This window comes from Pseudoalteromonas sp. S1608 (genome assembly GCF_005887265.1).
GTDB classification, from domain to species: domain Bacteria; phylum Pseudomonadota; class Gammaproteobacteria; order Enterobacterales; family Alteromonadaceae; genus Pseudoalteromonas; species Pseudoalteromonas undina.
In genome coordinates this window covers 1-20,689 of the sequence record NZ_PNDK01000039.1, presented here as the reverse complement: position 1 = coordinate 20,689, position 20,689 = coordinate 1, and the positions used below count along the sequence as shown (strand labels likewise).

16 protein-coding genes are annotated in these 20,689 nt (G+C 39.8%); 6 read left to right on the top strand and 10 right to left on the bottom strand.

Features of this window, described 5'->3' with window-relative positions; genetic code table 11:
- The first annotated feature begins 58 nt into the window (after positions 1-58).
- Complete coding sequence (gene add / locus CWB75_RS14740; protein ID WP_138571055.1) at positions 59-1,060, top strand: adenosine deaminase; 1,002 nt, start codon at positions 59-61, stop codon at positions 1,058-1,060.
- Between the two features lie 66 nt (positions 1,061-1,126).
- On the opposite strand, the gene CWB75_RS14735 is transcribed toward add, so the two are convergent.
- From CWB75_RS14735 to CWB75_RS14715, 5 genes are all read right to left on the bottom strand, one after another.
- Positions 1,127-1,540, bottom strand: coding sequence for a CBS domain-containing protein (locus CWB75_RS14735; RefSeq protein ID WP_138571054.1), 414 nt, complete (start codon positions 1,538-1,540; stop codon positions 1,127-1,129).
- Positions 1,541-1,699: 159 nt separating this feature from the next.
- The gene (fre, locus tag CWB75_RS14730; RefSeq protein WP_010392658.1) at positions 1,700-2,413 is read right to left on the bottom strand and encodes an NAD(P)H-flavin reductase; all 714 of its coding nucleotides are present in this window, start codon (positions 2,411-2,413) and stop codon (positions 1,700-1,702) included.
- Between the two features lie 95 nt (positions 2,414-2,508).
- On the bottom strand, positions 2,509-3,975 hold the full coding sequence (gene ubiD / locus CWB75_RS14725; protein WP_138571053.1) for a 4-hydroxy-3-polyprenylbenzoate decarboxylase: 1,467 nt from the start codon (positions 3,973-3,975) through the stop codon (positions 2,509-2,511).
- Between the two features lie 71 nt (positions 3,976-4,046).
- Positions 4,047-6,077: a methyl-accepting chemotaxis protein gene (locus tag CWB75_RS14720; protein ID WP_138571052.1), complete on the bottom strand. Its 2,031-nt coding sequence runs from the start codon at positions 6,075-6,077 to the stop codon at positions 4,047-4,049.
- Between the two features lie 67 nt (positions 6,078-6,144).
- Positions 6,145-6,423: an MliC family protein gene (locus CWB75_RS14715; protein ID WP_010392663.1), complete on the bottom strand. Its 279-nt coding sequence runs from the start codon at positions 6,421-6,423 to the stop codon at positions 6,145-6,147.
- 117 nt (positions 6,424-6,540) lie between these two features.
- Here CWB75_RS14715 and CWB75_RS14710 point away from each other — a divergent pair, with 117 nt between their 5' ends.
- Positions 6,541-7,443 carry a DUF808 domain-containing protein gene (locus CWB75_RS14710; RefSeq protein WP_138571051.1) on the top strand — a complete coding sequence of 301 codons (903 nt, stop codon included), beginning with the start codon at positions 6,541-6,543 and terminating at the stop codon, positions 7,441-7,443.
- A 21-nt stretch (positions 7,444-7,464) separates the two neighbouring features.
- Here the strand turns inward: CWB75_RS14710 and CWB75_RS14705 are convergent, their stop codons facing one another.
- Together CWB75_RS14705 and CWB75_RS14700 are read right to left on the bottom strand one after the other, a co-directional pair.
- Complete coding sequence (locus tag CWB75_RS14705; protein WP_010392665.1) at positions 7,465-8,406, bottom strand: tetratricopeptide repeat protein; 942 nt, start codon at positions 8,404-8,406, stop codon at positions 7,465-7,467.
- 135 nt (positions 8,407-8,541) lie between these two features.
- Positions 8,542-10,626 (bottom strand): TonB-dependent siderophore receptor, encoded by a 2,085-nt coding sequence (locus tag CWB75_RS14700; protein WP_138571050.1) that lies wholly within the window; start codon positions 10,624-10,626, stop codon positions 8,542-8,544.
- Positions 10,627-10,819: 193 nt separating this feature from the next.
- Between CWB75_RS14700 and dbpA the strand changes: the two genes are divergently transcribed.
- Positions 10,820-12,208, top strand: coding sequence for an ATP-dependent RNA helicase DbpA (gene dbpA / locus CWB75_RS14695; RefSeq protein WP_054202866.1), 1,389 nt, complete (start codon positions 10,820-10,822; stop codon positions 12,206-12,208).
- A gap of 8 nt (positions 12,209-12,216) precedes the next feature.
- On the opposite strand, the gene CWB75_RS14690 is transcribed toward dbpA, so the two are convergent.
- Positions 12,217-12,798 carry a DNA-J related domain-containing protein gene (locus CWB75_RS14690; RefSeq protein WP_138571049.1) on the bottom strand — a complete coding sequence of 194 codons (582 nt, stop codon included), beginning with the start codon at positions 12,796-12,798 and terminating at the stop codon, positions 12,217-12,219.
- Positions 12,799-12,968: 170 nt separating this feature from the next.
- Here CWB75_RS14690 and CWB75_RS14685 point away from each other — a divergent pair, with 170 nt between their 5' ends.
- Positions 12,969-15,791, top strand: a complete 2,823-nt coding sequence (locus CWB75_RS14685) for a tetratricopeptide repeat protein (protein ID WP_138571048.1) — start codon at positions 12,969-12,971, stop codon at positions 15,789-15,791.
- A 79-nt stretch (positions 15,792-15,870) separates the two neighbouring features.
- On the opposite strand, the gene rho is transcribed toward CWB75_RS14685, so the two are convergent.
- Together rho and trxA are read right to left on the bottom strand one after the other, a co-directional pair.
- The gene (rho, locus tag CWB75_RS14680) at positions 15,871-17,130 is read right to left on the bottom strand and encodes a transcription termination factor Rho (protein WP_010392671.1); all 1,260 of its coding nucleotides are present in this window, start codon (positions 17,128-17,130) and stop codon (positions 15,871-15,873) included.
- Between the two features lie 186 nt (positions 17,131-17,316).
- Positions 17,317-17,643, bottom strand: coding sequence for a thioredoxin TrxA (trxA, locus tag CWB75_RS14675; protein ID WP_008109071.1), 327 nt, complete (start codon positions 17,641-17,643; stop codon positions 17,317-17,319).
- Positions 17,644-17,734: 91 nt separating this feature from the next.
- On the opposite strand from trxA, the gene rhlB reads away from it, so the two are divergent.
- Both rhlB and gppA read left to right on the top strand, forming a co-directional pair.
- Entirely contained in the window at positions 17,735-19,012 is a 1,278-nt protein-coding gene (gene rhlB, locus CWB75_RS14670) for an ATP-dependent RNA helicase RhlB (protein WP_010392673.1), read from the top strand.
- Between the two features lie 45 nt (positions 19,013-19,057).
- Positions 19,058-20,551 (top strand): guanosine-5'-triphosphate,3'-diphosphate diphosphatase, encoded by a 1,494-nt coding sequence (gppA, locus tag CWB75_RS14665; protein ID WP_138571047.1) that lies wholly within the window; start codon positions 19,058-19,060, stop codon positions 20,549-20,551.
- The last annotated feature ends 138 nt before the right edge of the window (positions 20,552-20,689 follow it).

Here is a 20,689-nt window from a genome sequence, read left to right as displayed (position 1 = left end):
GAAATATTACTGTACCTGCGTATCATTCGCGCAATTTTAATTCAACCGAGTAGCTATTATGATCAATAGAAAAATACCTTTGCTAGATATTCACCGTCATTTAGATGGTAATGTACGCGCGCAAACCATACTAGAACTTGGTCGTCAGTTTAATATCGCTTTACCAGCGGACAATGTTGAAGCACTTATTCCTCATGTTCAGGTTATTGATCCTGAGCCAAACTTAATGGCATTTTTACAAAAGCTTGATTGGGGAGTGACGGTACTAGGCGATTACGATGCCTGTAGACGTATTGCGATAGAAAACATTGAAGATGCGCAAGCGCAGGGTCTTGATTATGTAGAGCTGCGTTTTAGTCCTTATTATATGGCTCAAAGCCAAGGGTTACACCCTCAAGGCGTTGTTGAAGCAGTGGTTGATGGTATCCGAAGTGCAACAAAAGATACTGATATAAAAGCAAACTTAATTGGTATTTTGTCTCGTACATACGGAGTTAAAACCTGTCAGCACGAGTTGGACGCGTTACTTGCCTTTAAAAATGATTTGGTTGCAGTGGATTTGGCCGGTGATGAAATTGGTTATCCTGGCGAGTTGTTTGTTGATCATTTTAAGCAAGTACGTGATGCATATTTGGCTGTTACTGTGCATGCTGGTGAAGCGTTAGGTGCTTCAAGTATTTGGCAAGCATTAAACGAGCTTGGCGCAAGCAGAATAGGCCATGGTGTTAAAGCGATTGAAGATCCAAAACTAATGGATTATTTACGCGATAACCGTATTGGTATTGAATCGTGCTTAACCAGTAATATTCAAACCAGTACAGTGAATGATTTAACCAAACACCCACTTAAGCAGTTTTTAGATCATGGTATTTTAGCTTGTCTTAACACGGATGACCCAGCTGTTGAAGGCATTGAAATTGAGTACGAGTACGCAGTGGCAGCACCCAAAGCAGGTTTGTCACAAGCCGATATGGAAAAAGCGCAAGCGAATGCGCTTGAAATTGCCTATTTAAGTGACGCTGATAAAAGCGCACTTAAAGCTAAAGTCGCACAGCGTTAAGTTGCTTATATTATCCAGAGTTCAGGTTATATAATTAAAAATGCCACTGTTTACAGTGGCATTTTTTTATATGTGCGTATTACAACTAACGTAATTATTATAAAGTGCTTTTAATATATCGGCACGGCTGATCATACCTACCACTACACCGCCATCGATCACGGGGTAATTTTTAGGCTTACCAGGCTTCATTTGTTCTGCTAATTCCATAATATTGGTATCGCCGTTCACGGTTACCACATCTTTTTGCATCAACTGCGATACTTTAACCATACCATCACAAAAATAACTACTTTGCATTAAGGGTTTAAGTAATTCTTGCTCTGAGATAAAGCCAACGAGCACCTTATTATCATCAAATACCGGCGCGCCTAGTAGTTTAAATTTTTCTAGCTCTGCTATGGCTGTGGTCATTTCTGTATTAGGGGTGATATGAGGCAACTTATGTTGCATAAAATCTTTTACTTTTGTATTTAACATTTAGGTTTCTCCCGCTTAATGTTCTGTACAAAGTATGGTTTATAGATTGGATTTTAGGAAATTGTTTATGTTGATGAGCTTAATAGGTAATAACAATCACAGTGCTAGCAATTAAAACAATTAAGGCACCCTAAGGTGCCTTAAAATAATGCGCTAATGTTACTTTATAAACGCGAATGCATCTGCGTACATGTTTTCACGAGTGGCGCCATGATTTATAAAATCATCACGTACTATGCCAATCATGTCAAAACGACCTGCCATGTAAATATCGTAAGGTTCTAACGAGATGATATCGTTCATCACCGCTTTATGAACATAACCAGTGTGGCCAGTCCAGCTGTCGGTAGGATGCTCTACTACAGGAATAAATTTAAAGTTTTCACGGCTATCTGCCCATGCTTGCATTTCGGTATGTGCATATAGCGCCGACTCTTCTTTTACTCCCCAGTAAAATAGCACCGGGCGCTCACAGTTGATTTCAGCTAAATGCTCGGCCATTGACTTTGCGTAAGAAAAACCAGTACCGCCGGCGAGTAAAATAATTGGACGCTCACACTGCAAACGCAGCTGAGAAATACCTAAACCTGCTTCAATAGTTACGGTTTGGTTCTCGTTGTGGGCACTACGAAGGTGTTCTAATGATTGCATCGCGTAAGAGTCTGCGTTTGATGCGCCAATGTGTAATTCTAATGCATCAGTTTGTGAGGGGCGACTCGCGATTGAAAACGCACGTTTATCTTTTTCACCTAAAACCAACTGTAAATATTGACCAGCTTCAAATGCTACAGGCTGTTGCGGCTTTAAAATAACTTTATGAACAAATTCTGTTAGTGGGCTGATAGAAACAACTTCAGCGAGTAATGTTTGCATGTTTTACCTTAAATTAGCGGATACGCACTTTATTTGAGCAATAATAGCATATCCGCAGGGTGAGTTTATAGCCTAGAGGCCCTAGACCAAAGTCGTTAAAGAATATCTAAGCTATCCCAAAGCTCATCAACTCGATCCTTAGTGGCTTGATCCATTACAATAGGTTCGCCCCATTCACGGGTTGTTTCGCCAGGCCATTTATTTGTTGCATCCATACCCATTTTTGAACCTAGGCCAGATACGGGCGATGCAAAATCTAAATAATCAATTGGCGTGTTTTCAATTAACGTCGTGTCGCGCGCAGGGTCCATACGAGTAGTGATAGCCCAAATCACATCGTTCCAATCTCTAGCGTTAATATCATCATCACAGACAATAACAAACTTAGTGTACATAAATTGTCGTAGGAATGACCAAACCCCCATCATTACGCGCTTGGCGTGACCTGGATATTGTTTTTTCATTGTTACCACGGCCATACGGTACGAACAACCTTCTGGCGGTAAATAAAAATCGATAATTTCTGGAAATTGCTTTTGTAAGATTGGTACGAATACTTCGTTTAATGCCACCCCTAAAATCGCAGGCTCATCCGGCGGACGGCCAGTAAAAGTACTATGGTAAATAGGGTCTTTACGATGTGTAATATGAGTGACTGTCATAACAGGGAAGTCGTCGACTTCATTGTAGTAGCCTGTGTGGTCGCCATATGGACCTTCCGGCGCCATTTCTCCAGGCATAATATGCCCTTCAAGTACGATTTCTGCACTGGCTGGTACTTGTAAATCATTCGAGATTGACTTAACTACTTCAGTTTTACTACCACGTAGTAAACCTGCAAAGGCATATTCGCTTAACGTATCTGGAACGGGGGTAACAGCGCCTAAAATAGTCGCAGGATCTGCACCTAATGCCACCGAAACAGGGTAGGGCTGGCCAGGGTGTTCTTTACACCACTCTTGAAAATCAAGCGCGCCACCGCGATGAGATAACCAACGCATAATGATTTTATTTTTACCCAATAGCTGTTGACGATAAATCCCTAAATTTTGGCGCTTTTTGTGAGGTCCTTTGGTAACGGTTAAACCCCAAGTAATCAAAGGTGCAGCATCGCCAGGCCAGCAGTGCTGAATAGGAAACTTAGTTAAGTCAACGTCGTCACCTTGTAAAATAACTTGTTGGCAGGGGGCTTTTTTAACTTCTTTAGCCGGCATATTAAGTACTTGCTTGAATACCGGAATTTGTCCGAGCGCTTCTTTAATGCCTTTTGGCGGCTCAGGCTCTTTTAGAAATGCGAGTAATTTTCCAACTTCACGTAATTCACTCACATCTTCTTGGCCCATACCCATAGCTACACGCTTTGGGGTACCAAACAAGTTAGCTAAAACGGGAATGTCGTACCCTTTAGGGTTTTCAAATAATAAAGCAGGGCCTTCGGCACGCAGTGTGCGGTCAGCAATTTCGGTCATCTCAAGATACGGGTCGATTTCTTGGCTGATGCGTTTTAACTCGCCTCGTTTCTCAAGTAAATCGATAAAATCGCGCAGATCTTTGTATTTCATTGTGGGCCGTTACTTAGCAAAAAGTTAAAAGTATTATACCCAGTTCATACAAGCCAAGTCATTAGCTGCGCTTAAAACTTAAAGCGCTCTACTGCACCTTTTAGTGAGTGTGCAAGTTGGTTAACGTCTTCACTTTCGCTTGCTAGGGTCGTTGCATTGTTGGCATTTAAGGTGGCCTGCTCGGTTACCTTAGCCATTATTTGTTGAATATCGGTGCTGTTTGCCAGTTGTTCATGTGAGGCACTTGCAATCTCTTTACTCATGGCATTAACCGATACCAGCGTGCTCTTAATACGCTCAACGGCACTATTTAGTTCAGTACTGTTTTCAACGCAATGCTTAGCCTGTTGTTGGCCATCATTTATTTCAGTTTGAGTGGTTTGAGTATGCTGCTGTAGAGTGTTAATCATGGTGGTAATTTCGCTTGTAGAACTTTGTGTGCGGGCTGCAAGCGAGCGTACTTCATCGGCTACTACGGCAAAACCTCGACCATGTTCACCAGCACGTGCCGCTTCAATTGCGGCATTAAGTGCCAGTAAGTTAGTTTGCTCTGCAATACTGCTAATGGTATCGACAATGGCACCAATTAGTTGCGTATATTGAGCTAGTTCTTCTGTACTGCTTACTGCTCTATCTAAGCGGCTTAAAAGTGCTTCAATGCTTTGGCTATTATTATTTGCAATGTCGTTAACGTCATTGGCAAATTGCGAGGCATTAGTAATTTCATTAGAGGTGCTTTGCGCTTGTTCGTGTACGGCTTGAGAACTTTGCAACATTTGCTGTGCTAATGAGGTTGCTTGTGCACTACGTTCCAGCTGTTGCTTAGCAACAATGGTCATTTGCTGGCCTTTTTCGCTGGTTTGAATAGCTGAATTATCTAGTTCGTAAGCATCGTTACTAATGGCTTTTATTAAGTGAGTTAAATCATCACAAAGCTTATTAGTGTTATGCATCAGAGTACCAAATTCATCTTTACTGCGGGGGTTGCTACGCTTAGAAAAGTCACCTGAGGCTATGTGAGCAAGTTCTTTGTTTACCTTTTTAAGCGGTTTTAGCATGGCGTTAGTAGTAAAAACTGAAATAATAATCAGCAAAGCAATTAAAACAAACGCAATAATAATCACTAAACTAGAGCCGGTATTAATCGCTGACTTAGCGCTCTCTTGTAGGGAGTTAAAGCGTATGTCAGCCAGTTTATTAAGCTCAATCAGTTGACTTTCAATACTAATAAATGCCTGTTGAAAGCTTTCAAACCGCTGATCAACTTTATCTTTATTATTGAGCACAGCATTTTGCAATGCATAAAGCCCATCAGGATTATTTAATAAGCTGCTTAAATCGTTAAACGCTGTAATTAGCTCATTAGCGTTGAGTTTATTAGCAATTGGGGCGGCTTGTTGCTCTAAGTAACTAAGATTAGATTTAATATTATCGAGTAAAAAAGAGGTATCTTGCTGATGATCGTTTATATTTTCTGAAGTTGTTATTTGCCCAATCCCTTTGACATTATTATTTAAAGTAAATAATAAATCATCAACACGAGTCGCAGTGCCAAATACTGCATTCAAAAGTGATTGCTGGTTGCTCTCAACGTTTATGAGCTCTATATCAAGCAAGCGGTTACTGAGTTCACGAAGCTGTTCATTAAACGTAATTGTTAGTGCTGCGGCTGAGCTTTGCGCCTTAAATCGTTGCTCTTTTGCTGCAAGCATTTGGTTGCTTATTGTATTTAGCTGGGCGAAGTCTTTGTTAATAGCTGTAAGAAGTGTTTGCATACCTTGCTGCTGGGCAACTTGTGCTTTTAGTGTTTCTAATTTACTAAAAAACTGCGTTTGTTCAGCGTGTGCCTGCTTTTTATTTTCCAGCAGTAAATTAAGTTTAGTTTGGCTATAAGCAATGGCATTAAATTTAGTGATAGAAAGGAGTGATAAACGAAGGTCTTTACTGGCTTGTTGTACAGGCACTGCCAACGCTTCTATACGTGTGTTAGTGATATTAATTTGATTTAGCGACCAGTAAAAAAATATGCAGCTAGTAAGCATTAACAAGCCAATGGCTGAAAAGGCTAAAATTATTTTATGTTTTATAGCGAGAGATTGCATAACTTTATCAACAATATTAAGACTTTTGTTAGTGTAGCAAGTTTTTTAATTTGATGTTAGTTATTGGTTAATTGCTGCTGCATTGGTATTTTTTGCCGTTAATTATTAGCATTGCTTGCTCTCCTTTACTCCAAAATAACACCTCTTGATTAATGTATTTACTGCCTGAAGCACTCACCTCATGATTCAATATGTAATCATGATCATAAAAGCTCAGCTTTGCTTGCTTGTTGCTAATAATATCAAGTTTTGCAGGTGCGTTATCGCAAACATAGTTATTTGTAACTGGCTGCTTATTGCATGCAGTCAAAGCTATTAGAGCAATAATAACGATAGCGTGTTTCATTGGCTGTGCCTTATTGAGTCCCTTGTTTAATTAAGAGCTTAACAAAGCTAAATTAACCGTTGGTGAAAATATAGCTTTACGTTATGTTTAAGATCTTATTTTTAGTTAGGAAATTTCATGGCTGGCACCAACCTTTTAACATTACTGGATGATATAACGACTTTGCTGGATGATATTGCGACCATGAGTAAAGTTGCGACAAAGAAAACAGCCGGAGTACTTGGTGATGATTTGGCACTTAATGCTCAGCAAGTTACTGGGGTTACTGCTGATAGGGAGCTGCCCGTTGTATGGGCAGTGGCAAAGGGGTCGTTTTTAAATAAAGCCATATTAGTCCCTGCTGCGTTATTAATTAGTGTGTGGTTGCCTTGGCTAATTACTCCACTTTTAATGATAGGTGGCTTATTTTTATGTTTTGAAGGCGCAGAAAAAATATTTTTATCTCATCATGCAGAAGCGACAGAAGGTGCTGAAAATTTAGACCTGGCAGAGTATGAAAAACAAAAAGTTAAAGGCGCCATTCGTACTGATTTTATTCTTTCCGCCGAAATTATTGTTATTACATTAGGCACGGTCGCAGGGGCGACATTAATGAACCAGGCGCTGGTATTGAGTGTGATTGCCATCATTATGACAATTGGTGTTTATGGACTGGTAGCAGGGATTGTAAAGCTTGATGATGCGGGCTTATATTTACTTAATCAATCCAAACTCTCCGCAAGTAAGTTTAAAGAATTACTCGGTAAAGCCTTATTAGCTGCAGCCCCACGGTTAATGCAGTTTTTAGCCTTTGCGGGCACAGTGGCAATGTTTTTAGTGGGTGGTGGAATTTTAGTACACGCAATTGAGCTTTTGCATCATACCCAAGTGGATGTAACTCATTATGCGCAGTCGGTTGCTGGTAGCACAGGAGAAATACTAGCCCCTTTAGTATTTGACGGACTGTTAGGAATAGGTGCTGGTTTGGTTCTTGTGATTGCGCATGTCACTTATACTAAGTTATTTAAAGCAAATAAGTAGCGGTGGTAACGCTACTTTATTTTATTCGCACTGAGTTGTTTTGCATAGTTGCTCAAGTTCGTATTTAGCTTTGCTATTACCTTGAGCAATAGCTTTTTTATACCAATAAATCGCCTGCTGAATGTTCTTTTTTGTACCTTGTCCATCACGATACATTTGAGCAAGATTTAGTTGACCCCATTGTGAGCCTGAGTTTGCTGCTAGGTTAAAGCTTTCAAGCGCTTCGTTATATTGCTTATCTTTATAGTAAATAATCCCTTGCTGATTATTCTCATCGAGCTTTAAGCCTTTATAAAGAGGTTTAGGTTTAGGTGGAAACATCACAAACCCGCCATAAAGTGAATATGCTTGTGGGCGTAGCACGTCAAATATAATGTCATCTTCGTATAAACGTTTTATTTCATTACGAGGCAGAGTAATAGTTTGAGAAGAAAAGTAATCTCTTTGTACTAATAAACTTGCACGCATCGCTGTGGTAATGGCACTAGTGCGCTTATAGCTGTAATTACTCACCTGAAACGTTATAAATTGCTCATCAAAGCTGAGTACTTGCGCAACTTTTAAATTAGTGAGTGTCCATGGTTCGTGAGTGAACTTATCGGCTTTAACTAAATAGGTATCATAAGCTTTTGGGGAGGTTAAATAGCTTTGTTTTAGTGCTTCAGTGTTGAGGTGCTTTTGATAAAAAAATAACGCCCCCCATAGTAATAAAATTAATCCAATACAGTATTTTGGTAGGCTAAGTTTTTCAAACAGAGGTAACGTCTTAATGTTGATAGCCTCACTATGTCCGCATTGATAGCACTCGCGTTTATAGCTTAACTTGATCGGAAATATAGGAAAAATGGTAAAGCGTAAAAAGCGACTTTGATTAACTAAGTGATAGCTGTTGTTGTTGCAGTCGGGGCAGCACTGAACGTGTGTAAAATGAGGGAATGACTGACTAGTATTGAAAAGCAACATAATAAGGCTCCTTGTTAATTTACAACTTTAGAGCAAGTGATAAATTAGTAAAGCAGCAAACTGTAAGTAATTATGTCATATAGGATTAGTTTATATAGCCCATACTTTTTAATATGGGCTTTGTAGAGAATCAGCTTAGAAGCTAAATTGTGCAGCTAAACGCACACTTGTGCCTTCACCTACGGTAACGTTATTTAAACCGCCACCGGCTAGGTAGTTTTTATCGAATAAGTTCTCAATATTTAAACGTAAGTTAATATCGTTGTTATTTAAGTTAAGCTTGTAGGTTGCGCCAATATCAACACGAGTATAACCCTCTTTTGTTACGGTGTTAGCGTTATCAGCAAAACGCTCTCCTTCGTAGAACGCACCTGCATTAAAAGCAACAGCGTCATTGAGTTCATAACGTGTCCATAAAGAGGCAGACCATTTTGGAGCATCAGTAGGGCGTTTGCCCTCTAATTTTTCATCACGCTCATAGTTAGCATCTAAATACATGGTTGATGCCATGACAAATAAACGGTCAGTTGCAGCACCTTGAGCAGCAAGCTCAAAACCTTTATGGCGTTGCTCACCTGCCTGCGTGGTGATGCTGGTTATATCACCGATAGGGTTAACAAGATCTTCACTCACTAAGGTGCCTGTTTTGCTAATGTCAAATAAGGCACCGCTAAGCATTAATCGATCATCAAACAGTTGCCATTTCACCCCAATTTCCTTTTGCTCAGAGGTAATAGCATCGAGCTTCATACCGTTATTAACATCTTTATCATTTACTAATGTTTCGTTTTGCGGCTCAAATCCTTCTGAGTAACTTGCATAAACAGTTGCAGAGGCATTTGGATGGTAAAGTACACCAACTTTAGGTACGAACGATTCGTTATTGCTGTTTTCTTTACTTTGTTTATCGTAACGACCACCTAGCGATAGTTGCCATTCTGGTGAGAATGAAATTAAATCTTGGATATAAATCCCGTAGTAGTCGTATTCTGTTTCGCTTGTTCTATCCGGTGTTTTATAGCTGATATTTGGGCGGGCCGATTCTTTTTGACCAGCAGAAAAATATATGTAATCTTCACGAGAAGGCACTGTACGCATTTGTCTATAATAATAATCAAGCGAGTTAGCACCAATGAGTAATTGATGATGAACACCCACTGTTTCAAATTCGCCAATGAAGTCAATAAAAGCAGTTTTAAACTGCCAATCATCAAAGCGATCGTAAGGATGTGACGGGTAACTATCACCTTCGATAAAGTCACTTGGCTTACTTGGTGCTGACTCAAAGCGCTGGCGTTCAAACGTTTGCTCATTGTAGCCTAAATTTACTTGCCAGTTATCGGTTAAAAATACTTTGAAATCAATACCCATGTTTTCAACAGTAATATCGGTAAAGGCCCATGACATATCACGAATTGTTTTGTCATCGCCAATAATGTTGGCATCATTATCTATCCAAGCGCCAGTATCTAAGCCTGCTTCGTCATCAGTGCGATCATAATGTACACGTACTAGGGCATTATCGCTAATATCGTAATCAACCACTAAGGCACCTAAAAAGCGATCGCGTTCGCGGTTATCACCATTTTGGTATTCTCGCCAGTATTCAACATCTTGTTTTACTAATACACCACGGGCACGTAAATCTTCAGCCTCGGTGAGTGCGCCGCCAGCATCAAGCATAAAGCGAGTTGAACCATGTTGGTCAACATCGGCACTGGCACTAAATAGCGTTTGTGCAGTTGGCTTTTTAGTTACCATGTTAACTAGGCCACCGGGGCCTGATTGCCCATACAAAATACTTGAAGGGCCTTTAATAACTTCTACTTGCTCTAAAATTTCAATGGGTTGTTGGTAATGAGACCAATGCTGGTGGCCATCACGCAGGTAGCCGGTTGATGAGCTTAATTGAAAACCACGTAAGTTAAATACTTCTCTGTTTCGTTGTTTAGACCCTGCAGTTAAACTAGCATCATTGGTCAATACTTCACCAAGAGTGGTTGCTAGTTGCTCATTAACGATTGTGTCAGTGATTACGGTAACTGACTGTGCGGTATCGAGTAATGAGGTTGAGGTTCTCATTGCCCCACTGGCATTATCTACTTTGTAGTCGTTGAAGTAGCTACCTTTAACTTCAATGCGCTCTATATTTGTGGTGTTGGCAAATGCATTTGCAGAGGTGCTGGCTAAAAGTGCAATAAAAAGAGGGTTAAGTTTCATTAGTGGCTTCCGGCTTAGAATTATTAGAGTAGTAAAACGCCGCAGATCTTAATGAAAACAACTATCATTTGCAATATCTTTATTGCAACTTTTAATCGTACGTTGCTAATGGTTGCTAATTGTTAATTCTGCTATTATTAGCCGCATATTAATTGAGACTTTTCTCAAGTTATTTTTTGCTATGGAATTTACTGTGACTGCAACTGCTTTTTCATCGTTGGCCTTACCTTCAGGGTTAGTTGATAATTTATCAACGCTTGGCTACACCCAAATGACGCCTGTACAGGCGCAAAGCCTACCGCCTGTTTTAAGTGGCAAAGATATTATTGCCCAAGCCAAAACAGGCTCAGGTAAAACAGCGGCATTTAGTTTAGGCGTTTTAGCCAAGCTAAATGTAAAACGCTTTCGTATTCAGTCGCTAGTATTATGCCCAACTCGTGAGCTTGCAGAGCAAGTGGCGGTTGAGATGCGTAAACTAGCGCGTGGTATTCATAACATTAAGATTTTAACTTTGTGTGGTGGAGTTTCAATTGGGCCGCAAATTGGTTCACTCGAACATGGTGCACATATTATTGTGGGTACACCGGGGCGAGTTGACGATCATATTCGCAAAGGTACATTGCGTTTAGATGATGTTGAAACTCTGGTACTTGATGAAGCCGACCAAATGCTTGATATGGGTTTTCAAGACACCCTAGATGCCATAATTGATCGCATTCCAACCAATCGTCAAACGTTGTTATTTAGTGCTACTTTTCCAAAATCAATTGAAGCTATTGCTAAGCGTGTACTTAGTAATCCAGAAATGATTAAAGTAGAAGAGCAGCAAGAAAAAAGCACGATTAAGCAATACTTCTACAAAATGGATAATAATAAACAGCGTTATCCAACGCTTAAGCTGTTACTTCTTAAATTTACCCCGCAAAGCTGTGTGGTTTTTTGTAATACCAAGGTTGAAACGCAGCAAGTATGTGATGATTTAGCCGATGAAGGTTTTAGTGCGGTGGCACTGCATGGTGATTTAGAGCAGCGTGACCGTGAGCGTACACTGATTCATTTTGCGAATAAGAGTGCGTCTATTTTAGTGGCTACCGATGTAGCTGCACGAGGCTTAGATATTGATGACATGGACATGGTGATTAACTATCACTTAGCTCACGATCCACAAACTCATGTACATCGTGTTGGCCGTACAGGGCGAGCAGGTAAAAAAGGGATTGCGTGTTCTATTTATGGTGAGGCAGAGCAATTTAAAGTGGCTCAAATTGGCGACCATTACGAGCGTGACTTTACTCCTGAGCCAATGCCATCTTATAACCTACTAGATAAGCCGCCATACAAACCTGAAATGGTGACGCTGATGATAGATGCAGGCAAAAAGCAAAAAGTGCGCGCGGGTGATATTTTAGGCGCATTAACCGGAAAAGACGGTGTTGCTGGGCGCCAAGTTGGTAAAATCAACGTACTTGATAACGTGGCATTTGTTGCGGTAGAGCGTAACTCATCTAAACCAGCGTTACGCAAATTAACCGAAGGTAATATTAAAGGACGTAAAATTCGTGCTCGTCGGCTAACGCGTTAACTCTCGATCTAATCTGAGCAACTCGCCTTGAGTTGCTCATACTCTATTTTTAGTTGTTTAAACACCTCATTGTCACCTCCTTGTTTATCTGGATGATGCTGCACTGCAAGTTGTCGCCAACGCTTTTGTAATGCTTTTAGTGTGACTGGCGATGTTAATTGCCAACGCACCAGCAGTTGTTGTTGCTGCTCATTACTCAGTGGAATTTCGCGATAAGTAGGCCTACTAAATTGCTGCCAAAAGCTATCTAATAACGCCTTGACTTCATCCGTAGATGTTTCAAAATTTTGCCAGTTTAAATAATAGTCGCGTAGTGGATCGTTAGGATGTAGTTGGTTATAACTGGAACTGTTTACAAGTTCAATATGTAAGCTTTTAACGACTAATTGTTGTTTTGGCATTAATTGCTGTTGAAGTTGATAAAGCGCATTCATAATTAAAAAATTGCGCTTAAATAGGTCGCGCTCAGGCTCGGCAGCTAAAGTATCAAGAAACCCACGTTGTTTTAACTCAGATGCTAAAGTATGAACCATCCACACTTTTTTATTGATTAATAGTTCAAAAATCTCATCTATCAGAGGGTTAAGCATTGTTTACAATCTATTAATTAGTGTATCTTGGATAAATTATCATATACCCAAATAACATTAAACCCCAAGGAGTGGGCGTGAGTGCCTGTTTTGAATTGGTCTAAATTAGATGTTTATACTTGGTTTGGGTGTCGTTTTGTTATGGCTAGCAAGGATTTAAGGATATTTTTATGCTGACTCAGTTAAAGCGCATCTGCTTTATTGGCCTTTTGGCTGTTTTAAGTAGTGCCTCAAATGACGCTTTATCAAATGAGCAGCCAAGTTTGTTTGAGCAGTTTAATCTTGAACAAGAATGGCCTGAAAAGCATCGCCTTGCAACCGATATCTTATCGAACCCTGATGTTCCAAATTTACAACGCATTACTATTTATAGCGATTTAGCTGAGCTGGCGTTTGCGCAAAGTGATTTAGCCAATGCACTAAAATATTTTAAATTGCTAGAGACCAATAGTACGTTAAAAGATCAGCCTAAACTTTTCTTTCGTGCGATTAAAATGCAAGGAGTTGTGCTTTATTATCAAGGGTTAGTGCAACAAGCGGTCGTTGATTATAGCCGCGCGTTAAACATCGCAATTGCGCTTAAAAGTCCGATAAAACAGGCTAATTTACTTAGTAATATCGGGCTTGCTTATTTTGATATGTATAACATGGAGCTAGCTCTTGATTATTATCAGCAAGCCAAAGTAATTTATGAAAAAGAGGGGAGCGCACAAGATAAGGCCGATATATTACATAATATTGCTGGTATTTATATTCGTCTCTCTCGATATGAGTCAGCTCTTGAGATGTACCGTGAGGTTTTAAAAGTTTTTCAAGAACTTGGCGATGAAGACGGTGTTGCCCAAGCATACGGTAATATGGGGGTGGCGTACACAGAATCGAGACAGTACCAATTAGCACTGCATTATAATCAGTTGGCCTTACGTTACTATCAAAGCGTTAATAATGCGTTTCAACTTTCTACCAAGCATACAAACTTAGCCACCATCAACCTTAAGCTAAATAAATTTGATGTTGCCTTTTATCACGCTAATGCGGGCCAACAATTTGCAATAGAGGCAGATAATAAGTCTTTATTAGCGGCAGCTTTACATGTGTTGTCGATTGTTCAATTTGTACAAGGTGATACGCAAAGTGCTAAACAAACCTCAGAGCACTCAATTACCCTTGCCAAAGAGTACAATAATGGCATGCGTATTAAAGATGGCTTAGGAATTGAAGCACTAATAAATGCGAGCTTAGGGGATTATGAAAAAGCGCTAAATTTACACCAACAGTACGTTGATTATCAGCGTAGTGTGAATACTGAAGAAGCCTCAAAAGCGGTCAGTCAATTTCAAATCCAGTTTGAATCGAATCAGCTAAACCAAGAAATTAAACAATTAAAACAACAACAATACTTACAAGAATTGCAAATAGCTAAACGTTCACAGTTAACGTTTTTGTTGGTGATTGTTGCCATATTAATTTTAATTACGGTAATTGCTGTTTATAAGCGCCGAACAGAAAAACAAGCTAAGTTAAAGTTAAGCGAACAAGTTGAACAGCGTACCAAAGAGCTACAAAGTGTGGCACAAGAGCTACGTGAAGCAAACGAGGTGAAAAGCCAGTTTTTAGCGAATATAAGCCATGAAATAAGAACACCGTTAACTGCTATTTTGGCACAAACTGATGATCTTATTAATGGTCTATACAAGCCGGAACAGTTACAAGATGAGCTTAGAGTAATACAACGTCAAAGTGAGCATTTAAAAAGCTTGATTAATGATGTGTTGGACTTAAGTAAGATAGAGGCAAACCGGTTAGAACTTAATATTAGTTGTTTTGGTGTGGTGAAGCTTATCAACGATATTCACGCTATGTTTTCTCCTCAAACTAAAGCGAAAGGTTTATCGTTAGTTTTAGACTGTCAGTTAGAAAAATCCTATTTTACGCGATTAGATTTAACGCGAGTAAAACAAATTCTTATTAATTTATGTGCTAATGCCATTAAGTTTACTCATAAAGGGCAAGTAACTATTGGTGTTAGTAAAACCGAGCAAGGGTTACTCTTTTCGATTAAAGACACTGGGATTGGCATGAGCTCATCCCAACTTAAACTTATTTTTGAGTGTTTTAGCCAAGCCGATAACAGTATTAGTCGACGTTTTGGTGGCACAGGACTAGGTTTGAGCTTGTCGCAGCAATTAGCGGCGATGATGGGTGGCTATATAAGTGTGCAGAGTGAGTTTAAAAAAGGCAGTGAGTTTTCATTTTATTTGCCCTGTATACAAGTTGAAGAGCAAGTTTGCAATGACGATCAGCCGGCAAAGTCAGATGAGCGACACAGATTATTATCGGGTAAGGTGGTGCTTGCTGAAGATCACAGTGATAACCGCAAACTGATCAGTCGTTATTTACATTCTCTTGGGCTGGAAGTGATTGCCGTTGAAAACGGTGAGCAAGCAGTAGAACAAAGTTTAAAGCTATACCCAGATTTAGTACTGTTAGATATTCAAATGCCTGTTATGGACGGTATTTCTGCGTTTGAACTACTCAAGCAATGTGGTTATGAGCAGCCTATTTTAGCATTAACGGCCAATGCCATGAGCCACGAGATTGACCACTACTTATCACTTGGTTTTAGTGACTATTTAGCAAAGCCAATCGATAAAGAGTCTTTTTATACTGTGCTAGCAAAATACTTAAATGCTGAAAATACAGAGGTATCAACTGAGCAGGTTCATGTTGATATGAGTGATTTAGTAACGAGCTTTCAACAAAGTCTAGCCGAAGAAAGCGAGCTTATTGAGCTACACTTTAAAGATGCTGATTATCAGGCGCTACAAAAAGATAGCCATCGAGTGTTAGGGGCGGCACAAATGTTCGAGTTTAAAGACATAGCCTTAGCGGCAAAAGCGCTAGACGATGAATTACTTCAGCCACAAATAAATACGCAAAGGCTAACAACATTAGTCAATAACTTACAGGCACTGTTTAAAAAATACGAATAAGTAAATCTACTCTGAAAACAAAAAAGACACCATTTGGTGTCTTTTTTATTTAAAAACGTTGATTTAACTAGAGTTTAGCTTACTTACGTTTCATCGAATCAAAAAACTCATCGTTGGTTTTACTCATCGATAGTTTATCAATTAAAAATTCCATGGCGTCAATTTCTGACATGTCATGTACTATTTTACGTAAAATCCACAGCTTTTGTAGTTCATCTGGCTTAGTGAGTAATTCTTCACGACGTGTACCAGAGCGATTAAAGTCGATAGCTGGGAATACACGTTTTTCCGCAATTTTACGGTTAAGGTGTAGTTCCATGTTACCTGTACCTTTGAACTCTTCGTAGATAACTTCATCCATTTTAGAGCCGGTATCAATAAGCGCCGTCGCAATAATTGTTAAGCTACCGCCTTCTTCAACGTTACGTGCAGCCCCAAAGAAACGCTTAGGTTTATGTAGCGCATTAGCATCTACACCACCGGTTAGTACTTTACCTGATGATGGAATAACCGTGTTATATGCACGTGCTAAACGGGTGATTGAATCAAGTAAAATAACAACGTCTTTTTTATGCTCAACTAAGCGCTTTGCTTTTTCGATAACCATTTCCGCAACTTGCACGTGGCGAGAAGCTGGCTCATCGAATGTTGATGCAATAACTTCACCTTTTACTAGGCGTTGCATCTCAGTAACTTCTTCCGGGCGTTCATCAATAAGTAAAACCATTAATGTAACGTCAGGATGGTTATGTGTGATTGATTGCGCAATATTTTGTAGCAACATTGTTTTACCCGCTTTTGGCGGTGCTACTAATAATCCACGTTGGCCGCGGCCAATTGGTGATGCTAAATCAAGAACTCGTGCAGTAATATCTTCTTTACTGCCGTTACCGCGTTCCATACGAAAACGTTCGTTTGCATGAAGTGGAGTTAGGTTTTCAAAAAGGATTTTAGTGCGAGAGTTTTCAGGTTTATCAAAGTTAACTTCATTTACTTTAAGCAAAGCAAAGTAACGCTCACCGTCTTTTGGTGGACGAATAAGACCTGAAATAGAGTCGCCAGTACGCATACTAAAGCGGCGAATTTGACTCGGAGATACATAAATATCATCTGGGCCTGCTAAGTAAGAAGCTTCTGATGATCTTAGAAAGCCAAAACCATCTTGCAAAATTTCTAAAACACCACCACCGAAGATATTCTCTCCGCCTTTGGCGTGTGATTTAAGAATTGCAAAAATGATATCTTGCTTTCTCAAACGGGCTACGTTTTCGAGCCCCATGGACTCAGCTTGGTTTACAAGCTCTTTTATAGACTTGTCTTTTAATTCGCGTAAATGCATATTGGTGGGTTCTTTATTACAGTTGTCATACTCAAAATCGCTTTATTAGATCGTTGAGTGAGGTTCGTTGAATATAACTAAGGATTAGTTGGCTTTATAAACTAGCAGGTCATTACAGCAGCGTCCAGTACTTCTGCAAAATAAATTATAAAAAAGGGCTGAGAGCCCTTTTTTAATTAACACTTATTAGATGTTATTTTCTAAAAACTCAACTAATTGTGTTTTTGATAGTGCGCCTACTTTAGTTGCAGCTACTTGACCATCTTTGAAAAGTAGTAGTGTAGGGATACCACGAATACCAAACTTTGGTGGTGTGCCTGCATTTTGGTCAATGTTTAATTTAGTGATAGTTACACGGCCATCAAACTCATCAGCAACTTCGCTTAGAATTGGGGCGATCATCTTACACGGTCCGCACCATTCTGCCCAAAAGTCTACTAGTACAGGTTTGTCTGATTGTAATACGTCAGCTTCAAAGCTATCGTCGGTAATTTGGATTATTTTCTCGCTCATTGCGCTCTCCGGTTTAGTTAGGCGAAATATTTAGTGCGTATTTAAACACTCTTGTTTCTTATTGCAAGTTTAAACGTTATGCTTAAACGCTATGACTAAGACACATTTGACCGATAAAAAGTTTTCAGACTTTGCTATTGCACCGGAAGTGGTTGCCGGGTTAACCGAAAGTGGGTTTGAATATTGCACACCCATTCAAGCTAAATGCCTACCTTTTATTTGTGAAGGGCGCGATATTGCGGGCCAAGCACAAACAGGTACTGGCAAAACGTTGGCATTTTTAACTGCCACGTGCCACCGGTTATTACAATCTAGCAAAGCACCTAGTAAACATCCAAGAGCCCTGATCATGGCCCCAACTCGGGAGCTTGCGATTCAGATACACAAAGATGCAAAAATTTTAGCGCCGCACTGTAATCTTAACTTAGGTTTAGTATATGGTGGCGAAGATTACGAAAAACAACGTGCACAACTAGAAAAAGGCGTTGATATTTTAATTGGCACCACAGGTCGCCTAATCGATTTATATAAGCAAGGCTGTTACACCCTTAATGAAATTGAGGTAGTCGTGCTAGATGAAGCCGATCGTATGTTCGATTTAGGTTTTATTAAAGATATTCGTTATATGTTCCGTCGTATGCCAGATACGTCAGAGCGTTTAAACTTATTATTCTCTGCTACGCTATCGTATCGTGTGCAAGAGCTTGCATTTGAACACATGACCAACCCTGAGCATGTGCAAATAGAGCCCGATGTAAAAACAGGTAAACGTATTCAAGAAGAGCTATTTCATCCTTCACAAGAAGATAAAATTAAGCTGTTGTTAACCTTGATTGAAGAAGAATGGCCTGAGAAAGCCATTGTTTTTGCTAATACCAAGCATAGCTGTGAAACCGTATATGCATGGTTAAAAGCAGACGGACATCGTGTGGGCATGCTCACCGGTGATGTAAACCAAAAGAAACGCCAGTCAATACTCGCGCAATTTAGTAAAGGCGAGCTAGACTTTTTAGTGGCTACCGATGTTGCTGCACGTGGTTTGCATATTCCAGAAGTAAGTCATGTATTTAATTTTGACTTACCTGACGATTGCGAAGATTACGTTCACCGCATTGGTCGTACAGCTCGAGCAGGCGCTTCAGGTCATGCAATTAGCTTTGCGTGTGAGCAATATGCTTATAACCTTCATGAAATTGAAGAATACATTGAGCACAGCATTCCATTATCACATTACGATAAAAGTGCATTGCTAGATGATTTAACGAAGCCGACTATTCATAGAAAACGTAATTTTTCTACTGGTCCACGTAATCGTAGTAATAACAACGGACGTCGCCCAAATAATGGTTACCAAAAAGGACGGTCTTAACCGACCGTTAGTTTGATTGTATTTGTAACTAGAGGTTTTTGAACGGTGGGGCAACTTAAACCGCAAAAAAATGTATATGCAGTCATTGATTTAGGCTCAAATAGCTTTCATATGCTTATTGCTAAATCAATGGCGGGCGGCCTGCAAACTATAGGGCGCGTCAAACGTAAAGTAAGACTCGCAGCTGGGCTTGATAATAATAATTTATTGAGCTTAGAGGCTATGCAACGAGGTTGGGAGTGTTTGGCCTTGTTTGCAGAGCGGTTGCAAGATATTCCTACGCAAAACATCACCATTGTTGCCACTGCAACACTTCGCTTAGCAACCAACGCTGACGACTTTAAACTACGTGCAGAAGAAATATTAGGGCATAAAGTTAATGTTATTAGTGGCGAGCTAGAAGCGCGAACTATTTATAAAGGGGTTGCGCATACCTCTTCATGTACTGGCAAACAGCTGGTTATTGATATTGGTGGGGCGAGTACCGAGGTTGTTATTGGCCAAGGTTTTGAAGCACGTCACTATAAAAGCCTTAATATCGGCTGTGTGACTTTCCTCGAACGCTACTTTAAAGATTGTCAGTTAAATGAAGCAAACTTTAATGCTGCAATAAAAGCAGCACGAAATGTTATTGATGAAATAGCACCTGAATATAAAACGGCTGGTTGGCAACTTGCCTCTGGTGCGTCAGGTACAGTGCAAGCTATTCAAGAAATTATGGTGGCGCAACATTTAAATGAATTGCTCACTCTTGAAAAGCTCTACACCATCAAACAACAATCCATAGCTTATAAAACAATAGCTGAACTCGACTTGCCTGGGTTAAGTGAAGAGCGACGGTTAGTGTTTGTATCTGGGCTGGCTATTTTAATTGCACTGTTTGAGTCACTAGAAATAGAACAAATGGGGTTAGCGGGTGGTGCTCTGCGTGAAGGTGTTTTATATAGCATGCTACCGGAGCTACATAATACCGACATTCGCCAACGTACCATTGATGGTTTTATGAACCGTTATCATGTTGATCAAAAGCAAGCATCTAGAGTATCAAGTTTAGCTGCACTGTTAGCTAATGAAGTCAGTCAGTATTGGCCGATTGAAGCACAAAACGGATTACCGCTTTTGAATGCCGTCGCGCAGCTGCATGAAATAGGTTTATTAATAGAGTATAAGCAGTACCACAAACATACCGCTTATATCTTAGAAAATACCGATATGCCCGGTTTTTCACAATCAGAACACAAAGTGATCGTTGCTATAGCTAATAGTCATCGCTGGGACCTTCAAAAGGGATGCTTAGATCATCTAGGTGTACATAGTATTGTTGCCGCATATATGGTTCGACTATTACGTATTGCCGTTATTTTATCTATGCGTCGACAAGATGATGTGTTGCCAAACTTTAAGATAACAGCTGAGAATGAAGAGTTAGTGATTCAATTTGAAAATAACTGGTTAAAAAACCACCCATTGATGGCAAGTGAGCTAAATCAAGAGATTAAGTATCAAAAAAAATGCGGTTGGAAACTTAAAGTGAGTTAGTTAATCCGGCTTTCGCGGAGTTTTTAGTGGTTAAAATGAGCTTTTAGTTGTATTTTTGTTCGAACAGTCATTTATTTCAAGTTTTCTTCAAAAAAGGGTTGATCTGTTTTCGGATCTCCCTATAATGCGACCCCACTG

Excerpts from the sequence above, each read along its gene's own strand:
- add (WP_138571055.1), top strand. The coding sequence starts at position 59 with ATGATCAATAGAAAAATACCTTTGCTAGATATTCACCGTCATTTAGAT.
- CWB75_RS14735 (WP_138571054.1), bottom strand. The coding sequence starts at position 1,540 with ATGTTAAATACAAAAGTAAAAGATTTTATGCAACATAAGTTGCCTCAT.
- fre (WP_010392658.1), bottom strand. The coding sequence starts at position 2,413 with ATGCAAACATTACTCGCTGAAGTTGTTTCTATCAGCCCACTAACAGAA.
- ubiD (WP_138571053.1), bottom strand. The coding sequence starts at position 3,975 with ATGAAATACAAAGATCTGCGCGATTTTATCGATTTACTTGAGAAACGA.
- CWB75_RS14720 (WP_138571052.1), bottom strand. The coding sequence starts at position 6,077 with ATGCAATCTCTCGCTATAAAACATAAAATAATTTTAGCCTTTTCAGCC.
- CWB75_RS14715 (WP_010392663.1), bottom strand. The coding sequence starts at position 6,423 with ATGAAACACGCTATCGTTATTATTGCTCTAATAGCTTTGACTGCATGC.
- CWB75_RS14710 (WP_138571051.1), top strand. The coding sequence starts at position 6,541 with ATGGCTGGCACCAACCTTTTAACATTACTGGATGATATAACGACTTTG.
- CWB75_RS14705 (WP_010392665.1), bottom strand. The coding sequence starts at position 8,406 with ATGTTGCTTTTCAATACTAGTCAGTCATTCCCTCATTTTACACACGTT.
- CWB75_RS14700 (WP_138571050.1), bottom strand. The coding sequence starts at position 10,626 with ATGAAACTTAACCCTCTTTTTATTGCACTTTTAGCCAGCACCTCTGCA.
- CWB75_RS14690 (WP_138571049.1), bottom strand. The coding sequence starts at position 12,798 with ATGCTTAACCCTCTGATAGATGAGATTTTTGAACTATTAATCAATAAA.
- CWB75_RS14685 (WP_138571048.1), top strand. The coding sequence starts at position 12,969 with ATGCTGACTCAGTTAAAGCGCATCTGCTTTATTGGCCTTTTGGCTGTT.
- rho (WP_010392671.1), bottom strand. The coding sequence starts at position 17,130 with ATGCATTTACGCGAATTAAAAGACAAGTCTATAAAAGAGCTTGTAAAC.
- trxA (WP_008109071.1), bottom strand. The coding sequence starts at position 17,643 with ATGAGCGAGAAAATAATCCAAATTACCGACGATAGCTTTGAAGCTGAC.
- rhlB (WP_010392673.1), top strand. The coding sequence starts at position 17,735 with ATGACTAAGACACATTTGACCGATAAAAAGTTTTCAGACTTTGCTATT.